The sequence below is a fragment of the Bacteroidales bacterium genome, from assembly GCA_014860585.1.
GTDB lineage: Bacteria > Bacteroidota > Bacteroidia > Bacteroidales > 4484-276 > RZYY01.
This window is the reverse complement of the sequence record JACZJL010000012.1, coordinates 15,849-32,780: the sequence shown is the minus strand read 5'-3', so window position 1 is coordinate 32,780 and position 16,932 is coordinate 15,849. Positions and strand designations below refer to the sequence as shown.

Genomic DNA, 16,932 nt, shown 5'->3' with positions numbered 1-16,932 from the left:
CTTACCCAATCGTTTTGGTTCATTATTTTTGCAGAAAAATTTAAAATCAAATAATTCCAGCGCATGAAAAAATTAATCGAATGTGTTCCCAACTTCAGCGAAGGCAAGGACATGGGGATAATCAAACAAATCACCGATCAGATTGAAACCGTTGAAGGCGTGAAACTGCTTGATGTTGACCCCGGTGCAGCTACAAATCGCACAGTTGTGACTTTTGTCGGCACACCGGAAGAAGTGATCGAAGCGGCATTTCTGGCTGTGAAAAAAGCATCCCAGCTAATTGATATGTCCAGGCACAAGGGAGAGCATCCCCGGATGGGAGCGACAGACGTTTGCCCATTAGTGCCTGTGGCCAATATAACGATGGAAGAAACGGCAGCTTTTGCACGCAAGCTGGCTCAGCGAATAGGGGAGGAGCTGGAAATACCGGTTTATTGTTATGAGAATGCAGCCTTTACCGATCAGCGCCGTAATTTGGCAACCTGCCGCTCTGGTGAATATGAAGGACTTCAGGAGAGACTCGCAAAGCCGGAATGGAAACCCGATTTTGGCCCGGCAAAATTTAATTCAAGATCAGGAGCAACTGCTGTTGGTGCGCGTGATTTCCTGGTAGCCTATAATGTTAACCTGAACACCACGTCAACCCGCCGCGCAAACTCAATTGCTTTCGACATTCGTGAGCGAGGCCGCGTGATGCGGGAAGGCGACCCGGTAACAGGAAAGATTGTAAAGGACGAAAATGGAAACCCGGTTAATATTCCGGGTACTTTGAAGTCGGTGAAAGGAATCGGCTGGTTTATTGAAGAATACGGTATTGCACAGATTTCGCTCAACCTTACAAATATCAGTATTACTCCTGTACATGTTGCTTTTGAAGAGGCTTGCAAAAAGGCCCAGGAGCGTGGGATCAGGGTCACCGGTTCTGAACTTGTTGGATTAATTCCTCTCAGGGCCATGCTGGATGCAGGGAAATATTTCCTGCGTAAACAAGAGCGATCGGTCGGAGTATCGGAAGAGGAACTGATAAAGATTGCGGTAAAATCTTTAGGTTTGGACGATCTAAAGCCGTTCAATCCCAAAGAAAAAATCATCGAATACCTGATTGCCGGGGATAAAGAAAAAAAGCTGGTTGATTTGAACCTGCGCGGGTTTGCCAATGAAACAGCATCTGAGTCCCCTGCCCCCGGTGGTGGATCGATTTCAGCTTATGCAGGTGTACTTGGTGTTTCACTCGGAACTATGGTAGCAAATTTATCATCACACAAGCGGGGCTGGGATGAACGTTGGGAGGAATTTTCCGATTGGGCCGAAAAAGGGCAGGCCATCAAGGATGAACTACTTTACCTGGTGGATGAAGATACCCGTGCATTCAACAAGATCATGGATGCATTCGGATTACCAAAAGGAACCGATGAGGAGAAGCAAACACGTAAACAAGCCATTCAGGAGGCTTCGAAATATGCCATGGAGATCCCCTTTCGCGTCATGAAGAGGTCTTGCGAATCCATGGAAATCATGAAAGCGATGGCTGTGTCAGGAAATCCCAACTCCGTATCCGATGCCGGTGTGGGAGCCCTCTGTGCAAGAACTGCCGTCCGTGGCGCTTTCATGAACGTCCGGATTAACGCCGGTGGAATTGATGATAATGAGTTTGTGAAAAAGCTGATTGATCAGGGGGCTGCTATGGAGAAATTAGCTGAAGAATTCGAAAGAGAAATTGTTCAGATTGTTGACAGGAAAATTGCAGAAATGGGAAAATAATTCAGTCCATATTTATTCTGGTACGATTGAAATCCATTGAAGGGATTATTTGCTTTTTTTTGACACAACCGGCAACTCAGTCCTTCCTGCGAGTTAAGCCTTAAAAAACACTACAATCTTCAATTTTGTTCCTTTTCCAACTTCACTTTCGATCCTGAATTCATCAGCATTTTTTCTGATATTTGGCAGTCCCATTCCGGCCCCAAAACCCATTTCCCTTACTTTGGCTGAAGCTGTTGAAAAACCTGCTTCCATGGCTTTTTCAATATCGGGGATTCCGGGACCTTCGTCTTCAAGAATGATTTTGATGCGATCGAGATCAATATCCGCCAGTATCCAACCTTTATAAGCATGGGCAACAATATTGACTTCCGCTTCATAAATTGCAACAACAATCCTTTTAATGATTTTATCATCAACACTCAACTGTTTAAGAATCTTTTTAACTTCGCTGGAAGCAGTTCCAGCCTTGCTAAAGTTCCCCCCTTCAACCTCAAATTCAAACTGCATGATGATTAGTAAATTGGTTTAATACCATGTTGGTAAAGCATTCCGCTGGTTCTGAACACCGAAAAGGGGGTTTCGATCAGGGTCATGCCGTGTTCGGTTGCCAGTTCGATCATTTCTTCGGTTGCTTTTTTCCCCCGCGCTAACACAATCACGCGGATATCTGCCATTTCGGCTGTCCGGATGGTTTGCAAATTGCTCAGTCCGGTTATCAGAAGCGGGTTTAAATGGTCGAGTGTAAGGACATCGCTCATCAGGTCGGATGCAAAAGCTTCATTCACTTCATGGCTGGAGTCCGGATTGCCGCAAACCATTTGCCCGTCAATTATTTCTATTAGCTCTTTTATAGTCATCAAATCAAATTCTTGGTACTGTTTTCTTCAATTAATCTGTTGAACGCAGGAAAACCCCTCCCAAAATGCAGGCTGCAAAATTAGCAATGTTAAGCAAGAAAACCATTCACCGTTTAAATGGATGAAATATTGCCAGTCAGGAATTTCATTTGAAAGTTTATTACCAGAAATCAACTTATGCTATTTAATCTGATTCTAATTTACTGATAATTTGATTTTGTAAGGTCTTTTACCAGAGAATTCTTTATAATTTAGCGCCTTGAATTTTTAATTAAATGCTAATACGATGATAAATATAGATTGGAAAAGCCTGCCATTTGGCTACTTCAAAACCGATTACAACGTACGTTGTTACAACCGGAACGGCGAATGGGGCGAAGTGGAAATTTCTTCGTCCGAGTACATCAATCTGCACATGGCTGCCACTGGTCTTCATTATGGCCAGGAAGCCTTCGAGGGGATGAAAGCTTTCAGGGGTAAAGATGGGAAAATCCGGATTTTCCGCTGGACAGAAAACGCAAAGCGAATGCAGCGCTCTGCCGAGGGGGTGATGATGGCGGTGCCGCCGGTTGAGTTGTTCGGCGAAATGATTTTCAAAGTCATCAGGCTGAATGAGAAGTACGTGCCGCCGTATGGGCTGGGTGCTGCTTTGTACCTGAGGCCGTTGCTTATAGGTTCCGGCCCTGAAGTCGGTGTAAAACCTGCCAAAGAGTACTTGCTTATGGTGTTTGTTGGTCCGGTCGGGCCGTATTTCAAGGAGGGATTTAAGCCTGTAACTTTGCAGGTAATTGGAGATTATGACCGGGCAGCACCGTTTGGAACCGGTCATATTAAAGTAGGTGGTAACTATGCTGCCAGCCTTAAAGCACTCGACAGAGGTAAAAAGGAGGGTTTTGCTTCCGTGATTTTCAGAAGTTCTGCCGATCGCAGGTTCATTGATGAAGCCGGACCCGCCAACTTCTTTGCCATAAAAGGAAACAGCTATATTACACCTGATTCACCATCAGTTCTGCCTTCAATAACCAATATGAGTTTGCGTCAACTTGCAAAAGACATGGGAATGAACATCGAACTGCGTCATGTTGCTATTGACGAACTCGGCGATTTTGACGAAGCTGGTGCTTGCGGAACTGCAGCAGTGATTTCACCCATAGGGAAAATTGTGGACAGAGATGGAGGTAAGGTTTATGAGTACTGTAAAGACGGAAACCCGGGACCGATAAGTACAAAACTTTATAACAAACTGCGTGGTATCCAGGAAGGAACCGAAGAGGATATTTATGGATGGAATACCATTGTGGAGTAATTGGAAAGAAGGAAATTTTTGTTTCCGGCTTTTCAATTTTCTTTAAATATTTATGTTTGCTATTGCCCGATGAAAGGATAAACAGTTTCTATCCACTTGTCCGCAGTAATAAAAAATGCTCCATAAGACTCCCATTTATTCAGGATCTTCTCTTCTTTTATCTGTTCAACTGACATTCCCTTTTCCTTCCCTGCTGTAACAACTTCGATCGTCTCCTTGAGATTGTTAATATAATTGCGAAGTTGCGACATGTTGTAGACAGGACCATGGCCTCCAACAAGGATGGCATCGTCCGGGTAATAACCTGAAATCCATTGAAGATGTTTTAAAAATGTCATCGGGTTTCCTCCCTGTCCGGTATCAATGTAAGGAAAGTAATCAGCAAATAAAAGATCTCCCAATACAAGTACATTGGATTGAGGTAAAAAAGCAATTACGTCACCGGCAGTATGTCCACCCTCAAGGTGGCGCATCTGGATTTCCTGACCATTGAATTCCATATTCAACGTGCCTTCAAAAGTGATATTTGGCCGTCCATTCTCAGGCATAGGTCCGGGCACCCGTTCACCTTGCTTACGGTCGGAGGCCAGCCATGTTTTAACCGAATGGTGCGCGATGATGTCGGCTTCTTTACCGAATTCAACATTACCTCCGGTATGGTCTCCATGAAGATGGGTGTTGACAAGGTATCGGACAGGTTTGTTAAACATGCGCTTCAGTGTATCCCGCAGATGAGAGACGGTTTGTTCGTAAGCGGCATCAAAAAGCATCAGGCCATCAGGGCCGTCAAATGCTACAACAGATACCACATCTCCAACGAACAAACGATGCACGCCCGGTGTGAGTTCAGCATGGTTGATCTGCATTTTGGTATAATCCCGCTGAGTGAAACCAAATAGTGGGATTGACAGTAAAAAGAAAATTAAGTTCTTCATCAGATTGATTATTAAAGGTGAGATTTTGGAAAAAGAACACATGAGAGAGGGCTTTTGTTTAAAACCGGCGTTTTATGGAATCCTGCATGTTCCTCAGGTTAAATCAATGAATAAGAAATTTATAGGAGTTTGCTTGGATTGAAAAATAAAAAGGGCTTTTACTAAAATAGATAGTTCAAGCCTACATAGAAGCCGCTTGTTCCGTCGCGCTCATCAGCGCTTTTTCCCCAGTCAACGGCCAGGATAAAATTCTGGTTCATGGCAACGCGTAATCCCAATCCATAAGTGATATGCAGTTGTTCGCTTCCAAAACTGAAATAATCAGCTTGGTCGGGTAAGTTGAGTGCTTTAACTTTCTCCCCGATATCAATTTTTTGAATCACCTGTCCGGCGTCACAAAAGGAGTTCAAACCGAAATAGAAATTTTGACTGAACAGTCGGGTTCTGAAGAATTTCCAACGCAACTCAGCATTTCCATATGCTACACCAGCGCCGACGATACGGTTTCGCGGGATTCCGCGCAGATTCCTCACCCCGCCAAGACCCTCTTCAGTTGCTCCGCGCAGCATTGTAGTAATCATCAAAGGTTGAATCCAGAACGGTGCGTCTCCGGCTAAATTGGCCTGGACTGCCAGGCGTGCTGCAAATGAAAGATCATCAGGAATCAGGGTGAAATACTGGCGATGAATAAGACTGAGTTTTGCATACCCGGAGTTGAATGTACCCAATAATGCCGGAGCAGCCTCCACAGCCAATTCTGACCATATTCCGGTCATTGGGTTTGGTTTGTTGTCGCGCGTATCAAAAAGCAATCCCGCCTTTAGTAAGGTGATTGAACCTCCATTAGCTTCATCCGCCTGAATCAGCCCCCATTCCTTATACATATCGAATAACCCCGGCTGTTCTGTTAGCGACGGAAGTCTTTCATCCTCATCTCTTCCTTTATTCAACTTGTCAATATCCACGGAACCAACAGCATAGTCGTACCATTGCATACCGGCCAACCAGCTGAATCCCTTATGGATTTCCCCCTGAAAATCGGTTTTAAACCGGAACATCTTGTTTTCATACCGGTAAAAAACACCCGATCTGTAAATATCCTCCGGCTGATTGTTATCCTCCCATTGCTGGTTGTAAACGGCTTCATACCCATTCCAACCGAAAAAATTATAGGCCTGATTGGGTATGTAACTTATGTCGAGGAAAACCTCAATCTTCGGGATCAAACGGTCTGAATTATAGGCAAACCGGTAAATGCCACTCCCGCGGGTATAGGCTGATATTTCAAGGTAGAAGGAGTGGTCGTAAACAGGATACCGGCTGCCATTTCCATAATTGTACAAATTAATGAGACCGCCATACTGGAATCCCAGGTCATTATCATATGAGATTGCCGGTAAAACTCCAAAATTCCAACCCCTTTTAATAATTTCATCTCCATTTTCTGCAACAGAAGTAGAATCTGTTGATGCAGTCAGATTCTGAATCTGAAAGAGACTAATAATGAGGAGCAGGAACTTTAGGGTTTTTGTCATGATGGTTCGGGGGTCTACCATTTACCTGCTCAATCATCGAGCAGATTTTTCATCTCAGAAAGTTTTCCCTCCTTGATCATCTGATTTATCTCCTCTATCAGATTCTTAAATTGACTACGGCGGCCAACTTCATACATTTCGATGAAGGGATCATCATCAAGTATGTAATTCATCAACCGCTCAGCGGTGGGTATGTTGTCCATATTATAATAGTCCTCATAGGAAAATTTCAGGAAGGCGGCATGCTGATTTATGCCCCTGTTATCGAGCAGGTATCCATTTTCCAAAGGATCAGGATAAGGAAATTTTTCATTAATGCGGATATCGGATTGCGCAGGGAAGGAGACGATTTTCTTCTTATCGGCTGAAAGGATCACCGGTACCAGTTGATGGTAATCCTCTTTGGTTTTGTAAACAATTGCCGGGGGCGAAGGTACTCCTGATGGTTTAATTTCCTGTTTCACGGTTTCAGATTTTTTGTCATTTTTTTGGGTTGCACATGAAAACACAAGTACCAAACCCATCAAAGCGGCGGTGAGTAAAAAAGTAAATGATCTGATCATTGGTGATAATTTTAAATTTGGTCAAAAGTATAAAAATTGACATACCCGTAAATTCATCAACTTAATTCAGAACTCCTGACCCCAATTAATAAAAAAAGGTAATCCAGGCAAAGCTGCCGCAAACAGGAAAAGCGGTAATTTTGCCAAATGCAACTACTTTTACCCATATTTCCAATTCAGACTAAACTCATCACCCCTAGTGTAGGAGTCTATGAGCGAGACGGTATTATCCAATATCTGGTGAATGGTTTGCCGGTTTACTCTCATGGTAAAGAAGACAATGATGCCTTTCGGTTTATCACGAGCAATTTTATATACCAGGGCTTATGCCGTAAAGTGGATATAGAGCGTGCCTTCGGCGTTAGCGAAGACAGTGTAAGCCGGGCGTATAAAAAGTTTCTGGCTAAAGGCGAGGCTGGATTTTTTGGGCCAGATGCCCGTCATGGTAAAGTGCACAAGATAGTTGGGGATCGGCGTGAGCGTATCCAGTCAAAGCTCAATAAAGGGCAAAGTGTTTACAGTATTGCCAAAGAAGAAGGTGTGGTGGAATCGGCCATACGTTACGGTATTAAGCAAGGGTATTTAAAAAAAACGGCATTCCGGTAGCACCTGCCTGGGGAGGGAGTACGCAGAGTGAACGCAACCGTCAGGATCAGGATTCTGTTCTTGGCATAGCCACAACCCGTTTAGAAGATCGCATTTCCTGTTCCCTTGGAGAAGGAACATCAGCCGATGTACAATTTGAGGACAGTCAGTCCCTTACTGGAGCCGGCGTGTTATTTTTGTTACCGGCTTTACTGGCACAGGGATTATTAAAGACAAAAGATGTTTACACCTGGGGGAAGCGTTTTTACTACAGTCTGGAATCCATCGTTCTCACACTGGCTTTCATGGCGCTCTTGCGCATAAAGAATCCTGAACAACTCAAACAATGCAAGCCTGGTGAAATCGGACGGATAATAGGATTGGATCGGATTCCGGAAGTAAAATGTTTGCGCAGCAAACTATCTATGCTCACTCATCAGCATCAGGCAACACACCTGAACAATATACTGGTTGATTATTGGTACAGTGGTGATTCATCTCCGGATGCTGATTTTCTGTACATCGATGGACATGTACGGATTTATTATGGGGACAAAGCCAACCTTCCGGCAAAATATGTTTCCAGACAAAAACTTTGTCTGAGCGCTACTACAGAATACTGGGTGAACGATGCACAAGGAATGCCCGTTATGATGGTTATGGGAGAGCTGACAGAAAAACTACAGAACGTTATTGAACATCAAATCATCCCGCAACTTCAACAAACAGCGCTTTTGTCCCGGCAGGCTACGGGCGAAGATACACCTGTGTGTACATTTATTTTTGACCGTGAAGCCTATGAGCCGGCATTCTTTCAACGGCTATGGGAAAAGTACAAAATAGCCATCATAACCTACCGCAAAAATGTAAAGGATAAATGGCCTGTTGAATGCTTTAAAAGTACCATAGTATCAGTGTTGCAGCAAAATGTTAACATGCAATTATGCGAGCAGCAAACCGAACTTGGCGGTTACCGGTTCCGCGAAATCAGACGGCTGGGTCAAGACGAACATCAAACGTCCATTGTTACCACACACCCTACCTTAGAAACCGCCTACATAGCAGGGCGTATGTTTGGCCGATGGTGCCAGGAAAACTTCTTCCGATACCTCATTCAGGATTATGATTTTGACAAAATGGTATCTTTTGGAACCGAACCCGTTGACCCCGAAAAAGAAATAGTTAATCCCGAATACCGCAGGCTGACTCACCAATTGAAAAAGTTGAGGGAAAAGATACAACGCCTTCAAGCCCGTTTCTTCCCATTAGCACAATTAGCCATAGACCAGCCATTGGACGAGTTGCCTGCTATAACAAATAAACAAATGGAATATAAAACCCAAATTGACAATTATAAAACCCAGGAAACAGTATTATTAACTCAACGTTCTCAACTTATGCCCCGACTGAAAATCAAGCAAATGCCTGAACAAAAACAGTACAACAAACTCAAAACAGAAAGTAAACTATTGATGAATGTAATCAAAATGATTTGCTACCGCGCCGAATCTTCGGTGGCTCAATGGATGGCTCCCTACCTGGCAAAGTCAGACAATGAAAAAAGAATGGTCGTTAAACAAATCATTCAATCCAGCGCTGATCTGACACCTGATGATAAAAACAAAACCTTGACTGTAACTCTCCATTCATTGTCGGCCAACAGATTTAATATAGCTGCCAATGAACTTGCTTTGATTCTAAACCAAACTGAGACTACCTTACCAGGAACTGATTTGAAAATGATTTTTAAAATTACCGCTAATTTAAATTGATGGAGGTCAGGAGTTCTGTAATTAGTACTTGCCTGAAAACTCCTGATCTTGAAAATCAAATACAGTTTGTTTTCTGGCGAGCACTATTGCAGTGATTTAATAGTCATATTATCAAGCCGACAGAATTAAAAAATCAGGACTGCATGGCCTGCATTTTGTAAATATTGATTTTTTTTCAATATTTCTTGCATGTTATTGAAGTTTTTTACCTTTGTGCCAATAAAAATAACTAATGTTCAACTTTAAAAAATTAAGAACCATGAAAAAGATTCTTTTCATTACAGTCGGAGTGTTGTTTGCATTTGTTTCGTTTGCCCAGGTTGAAACAACACCTCAGGAGCAACCAGCTGAAAATCCAAACGCACCTGTGATTTCTTTTGACAAATTGGTGCACGATTATGGAACCATACCTTACAATGGTGATGGGAAATGTGTTTTCACCTTTACCAACACCGGCAAAGAACCTTTGATTCTCACCAATGTACGTTCATCTTGTGGATGCACAGTTCCTAAATGGCCACGTGAGCCGATCCTTCCCGGCGAAAGCGATGTAATTCACGTTGAATACAAAACCAATAGGGTAGGTACAATCAATAAATCGGTTACAGTGCAGTCCAACGCTTCAAATAACAATGTTGTACTGAGAATCTCAGGCCAGGTATTGAACCAGGAACAGGGAGCTATGCCTGAAAAACCGAAATCGGTCGGTGAAAAATAGAGACTGGATGAATTTTTATTTCACCATGAAGAATTATTGCCGGCTTTCAGGAGCCGGTTTTTTTATTTAACATCAAAAAAAATTGAAATGCCAAAAGTATCAGAAAAAGGGAAAAGGATGCCGGCTTCTCCAATCAGAAAACTTGTTCCTTATGCCGAAGCTGCGAAGAAGAGAGGGATTAAAGTTTATTTTCTTAACATCGGGCAACCTGACATTAAAACTCCGGAGATTGCCATCGAAGCAGTTAGGAATTATTCGGAAAAGCTGGTGGCTTACAGCCATTCAGCCGGAAACGCAAGCTATCGCGAAAAACTGGTGGGCTATTATGCCAAAAATAACATTCATATTACAGTGGACCAGATCATTGTTGGCGCCGGTGCTTCCGAAGCATTGCTGTTTGCCATGCAGTCAATCATGGATCCGGGTGACGAGGTGATAATCCCTGAACCATTTTATGCGAACTACAATGGTTTTGCCGTCAACTCCGGTATCAACGTGGTGCCTATCAATTCATTAATCGAAACCGGTTTTGCACTACCCCCCATTTCAGAGTTTGAAAAAGCAATTACCCCCCGGACAAAAGCGATTTTGGTTTGTAACCCGAATAACCCAACAGGCTATCTTTATACAGAAGAAGAACTTAAAGTTTTAAAGCAAATCGCTTTGAAGCACGACCTTTTCCTTATTGCCGATGAGGTTTACCGCGAGTTTTGTTATGATGGCAGAAAGCATCATTCGGTGATGCACCTTGACGGGCTGGATGAGCATACAATTCTCATCGATTCTGTGTCAAAGCGCTACAGCATGTGTGGGGTAAGGATCGGAGTGATGATTACAAAAAACAAAGAGGTATTGACAGCAGCTATGAAGTTTGCGCAGGCACGTCTGAGCCCGCCGAGTTTCGGGCAGGTTGCTGCCGAAGCTGCCATTGCCACAGGTACTGATTATTTTACAGAAGTTCTTGAGGAGTATCATAAGCGTCGTAATACAGTTTACCATGCGATTAATAAAATTAAGGGCGCTTTTTGTCCTAATCCATCAGGGGCATTTTATGTAGTCGCTAGATTACCGATTGATAACTCAGACAAGTTTTGTCAATGGCTGCTTGAGGATTTCAACTATAAGAACGAAACTGTAATGATGGCGCCGGCAACTGGATTCTACTCCACACCAGGTCGTGGCAAAGACGAGGTCAGGATCAGTTATGTTTTAAATGTTACTGATCTGACCAATGCAATGAAGGTGCTGGAAGAAGCGCTGAAAGTTTACCCGGGGCGAACTGTTTAACCAAAGGGAAAACTGATTCACTTGACTATAAAAACCCCGTTTGCCAGGAGCAGGCGGGGTTTAATTTTTGATCAATGTTACCGGGGATTGGCAACCAGTCATTTAAATTTTCCGTGTTATATCGACCATGTGGTAAGTCCCCTGTCAGTGAACTCGTACCTTTTGACCTGTCCACCAAAAGCTTCGATGGCTTTCACCACCTCTGAGCGGGTGTTTTCGGGGCAATAAAAAATCATAAAACCACCACCACCGGCGCCAGAGATTTTGCCACCGGTAGCTCCCGCAGCTTTTGCAGCATCATATATCTGGTCAATCATAGGGTTAGTGATCCCCTCAGCCATTTGTTTTTTAAAGCGCCAGCCATAATCGAGTATTTCACCGATTTTTTCGAGTTCGCCTCTCAGAATCGCTTCTTTCATCATTAAGGCCTGTTTTTTAAGCTGATGCATTGCTTCAACAGATTTTTCGTTGTGCGACATCACATTTTGTCGCTGCGCCTCGATGATTTTGGAAGAAAGACGGCTGGTCCCGGTGAAATAGAGCACCATATTGTGCGCCAGCTCATTCAGGTATTTGCTGCGTATACGCAAGGGATTCACAATCACTTTGTCGTCTTTGTAAAACTCCATAAAGTTTACACCACCAAAAGTTGCTGCATACTGATCTTGTTTCCCTCCTGCCATTTTTAAGTCATTCCGCTCGATTTGATAGGCCAGTTGAGCCATGTCATATTCACCCAGGGGCAATTTTAGCCATGCTGCAAATGCCCCGAGAATGGTTACAACCAGAGTGGAAGAAGTTCCTAGGCCTGATCCGGGGGGTGCATCAACAAAAGTGGTCATTTTAAATGACAGTGGCTCCTTTACAAAGTCTCTGATCACACGGTTGTAAACACCTTTAAGCAGATCGAGACGACCATCCAGATCAAGTTCCATCTTACTGTCTAACTCCACAACGATGGTTTTATCCAGCGAATTCAGGATGATTTTCTTTCCTTGCAAAGGTTCTATTGTGGCGTAAGCATACATGCTGATCGTGGCGTTAAGAATAGCGCCTCCGTACAGGTCGGAATAGGGAGCCACATCGGTGCCACCCCCTGCCAGTCCAAGCCTTAATGGTGATTTACTTCGATAGATCATTCGGTGTTTATTTTGTCAATTTCAGAAACCTTTTCAATGGCTTCCAGCATTTTAACCCATGAGTATTTCAGTTTTTCAACCTTTATGTTTTCAATAAACTCCGATTCCTTTTTTTCAGTATAAAATCGTACAATGGCATTGGCAATCTCTTTCACTTCAGGCATAACTACAAAACCCACTTTTCCGTCAGGAACGATTTCGGCCAGGCCTCCGACATTGGTTGTAATCATGGGTTTTTCAAAATGATAAGCAATTTGTGTGACCCCACTCTGGGTAGCATCTTTGTATGGCTGAACCACAAGGTCGCAGGCATTGAAGTAATCGGCTACCTTGCTATCAGAGATGAAATCGTTGGCCATGATCACACTTTTGCTGAGCTTATTTTTTTCGATTTGCTCAAAATAGGGTTTTGAATCAGTATAAAATTCGCCGGCCACCATCAATTTAAGGTTCATGGTCTTGATGCGGTCATCTGCCATGGCGTCGAGTAAAAGATCAAGCCCTTTGTAGTCGCGTATAAACCCAAAAAATAGCAGGTAGTTAAAGGCAGGATCATGTCCAAGTTTCAGCAAAGCGTCTTTTTTATGCTGTAAATTTCCGAAATGATCGTATAGCGGATGCGGACAAAATACGCGGGGTTTTGTTTTGTCAAACAAATCCAGATCATTCATCACTTGTTTCGACATGGCAACAAACCCATCAACAGATCGGGCAAAATAACCCGATAAAAGTTTATCGCCGGGACGTTTTTCGTGAGGAATAATATTATCAAGGATGGAAACAACCCGTGTTTTCCTGTTTTTACGAACAATCCGTGCAATGGTTCCAAGGCAGGGCGCCATAAAGGGAATCCAGTATTTGATGATTAGCAGGTCGGGTTTCGTCCGGCTGATCTTTTTCCCAACTTTGCACCAATTGACCGGGCTGACCGAATTTAAGGCCACTTCAATATCGAGGCCCACTGGTGCAGGATCTTCAGAGTACTGTGTTTTTCCGGGAAAAAGGAAGTTAGGGTATTGCAGTGAAAAGGTGATGATCTTAACTTTATTGCTTTGATCCTGGAAAGTTGCTGCCAATCGTTCATTGTAGGCTGCCAATCCACCTCTTAGCGGATAAGCGGAGCCTACGATCACAACGCTTTTAGATTGCTGCTTGTCAGGCATCTTCAGGATTTTGCAATAAGCCAGTGGTTTTTTCGATCAGGTACTCATTTCGTCTGCCCGAATTGCGTGACACCATTTCGGCAACAAATCCTGCTGAAAATACCTGCATTCCCATGATCATGGCCAGCAGCCCGAAATAGAAAAGGGGGCGTTCTGTCATCCGGTAACCTTGCCATAAAAACTTGGCGAAAACCAGGTAACCGGCAATGATAAAGCCGATCACAAAGAGCAATGTACCGATCACACCGAAGAAGTGCATTGGTCGTTTGCCAAATCGCTCGACAAAAGTCAGGGTGATCAGATCGAGGAATCCTTTGATCATGCGCTCGGCCCCGAACTTGGAACTACCATACTTGCGGGGGCTGTGGTTTACCACCTTTTCGGTGATGTTTCTGAATCCTGCCCATTTGGCGATTACCGGAACATAGCGGTGCATTTCTCCGTAGAGTTCGATGGTTTTTATGACCTCACGCTTATAAGCCTTCAGCCCGCAATTGAAATCGTGCAGGTTCAGCTTTGAAATTCTCCGCACCGTCCAGTTGAAAAACTTAGATGGCCATCGCTTGCCGATGGGATCGTGCCGCTTTTTTTTCCAACCCGAAACCAGGTCAAAACCATCCTTATTTATAAGCCGGAAAAGTTCAGGGATTTCGTCGGGGCTGTCCTGAAGATCGGCATCCATGGTAATTACAACGTCACCCATAGCCATCAGGAACCCCCTGTTAAGTGCTGCGGATTTGCCATAATTACGCCTGAACTTGATTCCCTTTACACTTGGATGTTGGGTGCTTAATTCCTCAATTACCTGCCATGACCGGTCGTTGCTGCCATCGTCCACAAATATGATTTCGTAGCTTAGTCCTTCCTTTTTTACCACACGATCAATCCATGCGGCAAGCTCTGGAAGCGATTCTTCTTCGTTGTAAAGCGGTATGACAAGTGATAAATTCATCCGGAAAAGTTTCTATTCCTCGAAAATTGGTTTTTCCTTTTTCATAAAAATGGCCACGACAGCACTGATTATTGCTCCGCCAACCAAATTACCGATAAAGCCCCAAACAGCCAACCATACCGGGCTCATGAACATCTTACTGTAACTTAATGCCATCTCTATCTGCTCATCAGTTAAGTTGGGCTGCGATTCATACATTTTTTCCTCGGCAATTTCAATCATTTTATCAATTTCACCTGGAGCTATCACGCTGAAAAATAGCAATGACCAGATTGAGGTTAAAATACCTGCAAAAAGAATCGTTAGGAAACCATTCGAAAATGCCTGCCCATAAGTTAAAAATCCGTCATTGTATTTGTCGCGCCATTGTTTGATGCCCAAAACTACCCCGACAACCATTACCAGGTAGCCAAGCCATTGAAATTTGCTATCCATTGGTATGCCAATGACATACAATAACAGTGAGAACAGGATTAATGCCACTCCGAGCAGCAGGCCATGATTGATGGCCACTTTTACGTTTGAAGGTTTGTTTTCTTCCATGATGGTAAATTTTAAGTTTAACGAGAGCAAAAGTACACACGAAAACGAGAAATCAGCTAAAAAAAGTAAAAAATGTTCCTATGCAGACTTAAAATAGTATTTTTGCAGCGGGTAAGTCCTGTACGACCAGCTCCTGCTGAATTCCCCCAGGGTCGGAAGACAGCAAGGGTAGGCGGTTGTAGCGGTGCGATGCAGGTAGCTTACCCTTTTTTTATTGATCTTTCAGCCTCGAAAAGTTGATCAGCTAAAGATCTCTTGTGAAAAATGATGATTTATCCCGTTTTGAAAGGAAAGTGTGAGTCGTGCAGGATAATCCGAAGGTTTCCCTGTTCATTTTTTAAATAGGCAAAAGAATACTCTACCTTCACTTCTTCACCCCCAACCGAAGGGGTAAAATAATAGTTACCCATTGCCAATGCGATATTTTCAAAGATTTTTATCCCGGCATTTTCCCATCTGACTTTTTTCCAGTTCTTCAGCGCGAAACCATGATCTTCGGCATACATTGGGTTCCCTCCGATAAAATAGGAAAGAGCGCCTTCAAGGTCAGTGCGAAACGGCTGTTCATGCGCCATTGTCGGTTTAAATAAAACAGGTCCCAATTCATAACCATAGGATTGTTCAAGGTGGTTAAGCGCTGCTGATTTAAAATCTCCATGCTCATGATAAGCACGGCCAATAGCAACAACACCTTCGGCCCATTTTTTTTGAGCAGCCAATACTTCTTGTTCTGTGATCATTTCCTGAATTTTAAAAGTGACAAAATTATGTTGTAAAAGAATGTCTAAAATGTTGTCTATCCTGATGTTGATTGTTTAGGATTTAGCATCAAGTCTGGATTTTTTCAGCATAATGATTTGTTGAAAATTACAAAACCTCAACTATTTAACCTCAATTTCAGCAATTACCGGAAGGTGATCGGAGAGGTAACCGTTGTTTTTCATCCTGTCATCGATATGACGGTAGCTGTTTACTTTGAAATTCCGGGTAAAAATATGGTCAATCCTTTCGGTCATTACCAGGTCTTCGACATAACCGTTAAATGTGCCATCTGGGCCATAAAGCCCTTTGAGGGAAATCTCAGCACCGTAATCCAATTCCTCCTGTAATACTTGAAAGGGCTCACTTTCAGGAGTACAGTTGAGGTCTCCCATCAAGATGATAAAAGAACTCCCTGAAGCAACCCCGTCGATCTTTTGTTCTATCAGTTTTGCTGACATCAGTCGAGCGACCTTTCCCATATGGTCGAAATGGGTGTTGAAAACATGGATTGAATCTCCGGTTTCCTTATCCATGAATAGTCCGTAGGTGCAAATCCTTTCCAATGCAGCATCCCAACCGACAGAAACCTCATCAGCCGTTTCGGAAAGCCAAAAGGTATGATGACTGATCAACTGAAATGAAGTTGAGTCAAAAAATATGGGAGTATATTCACCCTTCTGTTTACCGTCCTCTCTTCCGACGCCAATGAATGCATAATCTTTTAGTCCGTCATTGATGAATTCCAGCTGATTATTCATTGCTTCCTGAAGCCCAAAAAAACCGGGATGATAATATTTTATCAATTCGAGAACTTCAGTTTTTCTGTTTTCCCAGATATTTTTCCCATCATTTGGGTTGTCGAATCTGATGTTAAAAGTCATTACCCTGATGGGTTGACCGATTAATATGACTGATAAAAAGAGTTGACAAAAAAGCAATACGATGATCTTTGGCAGCATTTTCATAGGATTGAATGTATGGAATGCAAATGTATCTTTTTTTTTGACGAAAAAGTGATCAACTTTTTTGTTTGGATCGGGCAACTTGCAAA

17 protein-coding genes and 1 other RNA gene are annotated in these 16,932 nt (G+C 43.2%); 7 read left to right on the top strand and 11 right to left on the bottom strand.

Going from position 1 to position 16,932, the window contains the following annotated elements; genetic code table 11:
- Positions 1 to 63 precede the first annotated feature (63 nt).
- Complete coding sequence (gene ftcD / locus IH598_01450; GenBank protein MBE0637169.1) at positions 64 to 1,761, top strand: glutamate formimidoyltransferase; 1,698 nt, start codon at positions 64 to 66, stop codon at positions 1,759 to 1,761.
- Between the two features lie 93 nt (positions 1,762 to 1,854).
- On the opposite strand, the gene IH598_01445 is transcribed toward ftcD, so the two are convergent.
- Both IH598_01445 and IH598_01440 read right to left on the bottom strand, forming a co-directional pair.
- Entirely contained in the window at positions 1,855 to 2,271 is a 417-nt protein-coding gene (locus IH598_01445; GenBank protein ID MBE0637168.1) for an anti-sigma regulatory factor, read from the bottom strand.
- Positions 2,272 to 2,276: 5 nt separating this feature from the next.
- Positions 2,277 to 2,621 carry a hypothetical protein gene (locus IH598_01440; protein MBE0637167.1) on the bottom strand — a complete coding sequence of 115 codons (345 nt, stop codon included), beginning with the start codon at positions 2,619 to 2,621 and terminating at the stop codon, positions 2,277 to 2,279.
- 286 nt (positions 2,622 to 2,907) lie between these two features.
- Here IH598_01440 and IH598_01435 point away from each other — a divergent pair, with 286 nt between their 5' ends.
- Positions 2,908 to 3,927 carry a branched-chain amino acid aminotransferase gene (locus IH598_01435; GenBank protein MBE0637166.1) on the top strand — a complete coding sequence of 340 codons (1,020 nt, stop codon included), beginning with the start codon at positions 2,908 to 2,910 and terminating at the stop codon, positions 3,925 to 3,927.
- 59 nt (positions 3,928 to 3,986) lie between these two features.
- Here IH598_01435 and IH598_01430 read toward each other — a convergent pair whose 3' ends face one another.
- The 3 genes from IH598_01430 to IH598_01420 all read right to left on the bottom strand — a co-directional run bounded on the left by IH598_01430 (position 3,987) and on the right by IH598_01420 (position 6,960).
- Positions 3,987 to 4,862, bottom strand: a complete 876-nt coding sequence (locus IH598_01430; GenBank protein ID MBE0637165.1) for an MBL fold metallo-hydrolase — start codon at positions 4,860 to 4,862, stop codon at positions 3,987 to 3,989.
- A 161-nt stretch (positions 4,863 to 5,023) separates the two neighbouring features.
- A complete protein-coding gene (locus IH598_01425; GenBank protein MBE0637164.1) occupies positions 5,024 to 6,397 on the bottom strand; it encodes a BamA/TamA family outer membrane protein in 1,374 nt (457 codons plus the stop codon).
- 29 nt (positions 6,398 to 6,426) lie between these two features.
- Positions 6,427 to 6,960 (bottom strand): hypothetical protein, encoded by a 534-nt coding sequence (locus IH598_01420; GenBank protein ID MBE0637163.1) that lies wholly within the window; start codon positions 6,958 to 6,960, stop codon positions 6,427 to 6,429.
- Positions 6,961 to 7,107: 147 nt separating this feature from the next.
- Between IH598_01420 and IH598_01415 the strand changes: the two genes are divergently transcribed.
- The 4 genes from IH598_01415 to IH598_01400 all read left to right on the top strand — a co-directional run bounded on the left by IH598_01415 (position 7,108) and on the right by IH598_01400 (position 11,322).
- On the top strand, positions 7,108 to 7,566 hold the full coding sequence (locus IH598_01415) for a hypothetical protein (GenBank protein ID MBE0637162.1): 459 nt from the start codon (positions 7,108 to 7,110) through the stop codon (positions 7,564 to 7,566).
- 167 nt (positions 7,567 to 7,733) lie between these two features.
- Positions 7,734 to 9,317 (top strand): hypothetical protein, encoded by a 1,584-nt coding sequence (locus IH598_01410; GenBank protein ID MBE0637161.1) that lies wholly within the window; start codon positions 7,734 to 7,736, stop codon positions 9,315 to 9,317.
- A gap of 259 nt (positions 9,318 to 9,576) precedes the next feature.
- A complete protein-coding gene (locus tag IH598_01405; GenBank protein MBE0637160.1) occupies positions 9,577 to 10,035 on the top strand; it encodes a DUF1573 domain-containing protein in 459 nt (152 codons plus the stop codon).
- A gap of 87 nt (positions 10,036 to 10,122) precedes the next feature.
- Positions 10,123 to 11,322, top strand: a complete 1,200-nt coding sequence (locus IH598_01400; GenBank protein MBE0637159.1) for a pyridoxal phosphate-dependent aminotransferase — start codon at positions 10,123 to 10,125, stop codon at positions 11,320 to 11,322.
- A 116-nt stretch (positions 11,323 to 11,438) separates the two neighbouring features.
- Here IH598_01400 and IH598_01395 read toward each other — a convergent pair whose 3' ends face one another.
- From IH598_01395 to IH598_01380, 4 genes are read right to left on the bottom strand one after another with little or no spacing between them, the layout of a single operon-like run.
- The gene (locus tag IH598_01395) at positions 11,439 to 12,461 is read right to left on the bottom strand and encodes a dehydrogenase (GenBank protein MBE0637158.1); all 1,023 of its coding nucleotides are present in this window, start codon (positions 12,459 to 12,461) and stop codon (positions 11,439 to 11,441) included.
- Positions 12,458 to 13,624, bottom strand: coding sequence for a glycosyltransferase (locus tag IH598_01390; protein MBE0637157.1), 1,167 nt, complete (start codon positions 13,622 to 13,624; stop codon positions 12,458 to 12,460). Before IH598_01390 ends, IH598_01395 begins: the two co-directional genes overlap by 4 nt.
- Positions 13,617 to 14,576, bottom strand: a complete 960-nt coding sequence (locus tag IH598_01385) for a glycosyltransferase family 2 protein (GenBank protein MBE0637156.1) — start codon at positions 14,574 to 14,576, stop codon at positions 13,617 to 13,619. The genes IH598_01390 and IH598_01385 overlap by 8 nt, the downstream gene beginning before the upstream one ends.
- 12 nt (positions 14,577 to 14,588) lie before the next feature.
- Complete coding sequence (locus IH598_01380; protein ID MBE0637155.1) at positions 14,589 to 15,119, bottom strand: DUF4199 domain-containing protein; 531 nt, start codon at positions 15,117 to 15,119, stop codon at positions 14,589 to 14,591.
- A 109-nt stretch (positions 15,120 to 15,228) separates the two neighbouring features.
- Here IH598_01380 and ffs point away from each other — a divergent pair.
- An RNA gene (gene ffs / locus IH598_01375) (signal recognition particle sRNA small type) lies at positions 15,229 to 15,328 on the top strand.
- A gap of 63 nt (positions 15,329 to 15,391) precedes the next feature.
- Here the strand turns inward: ffs and IH598_01370 are convergent.
- Together IH598_01370 and IH598_01365 are read right to left on the bottom strand one after the other, a co-directional pair.
- Positions 15,392 to 15,859, bottom strand: a complete 468-nt coding sequence (locus IH598_01370) for a phosphoribosyl-AMP cyclohydrolase (GenBank protein MBE0637154.1) — start codon at positions 15,857 to 15,859, stop codon at positions 15,392 to 15,394.
- Between the two features lie 141 nt (positions 15,860 to 16,000).
- Positions 16,001 to 16,762 carry an endonuclease/exonuclease/phosphatase family protein gene (locus IH598_01365; GenBank protein MBE0637153.1) on the bottom strand — a complete coding sequence of 254 codons (762 nt, stop codon included), beginning with the start codon at positions 16,760 to 16,762 and terminating at the stop codon, positions 16,001 to 16,003.
- Positions 16,763 to 16,932: the final 170 nt, after the last annotated feature.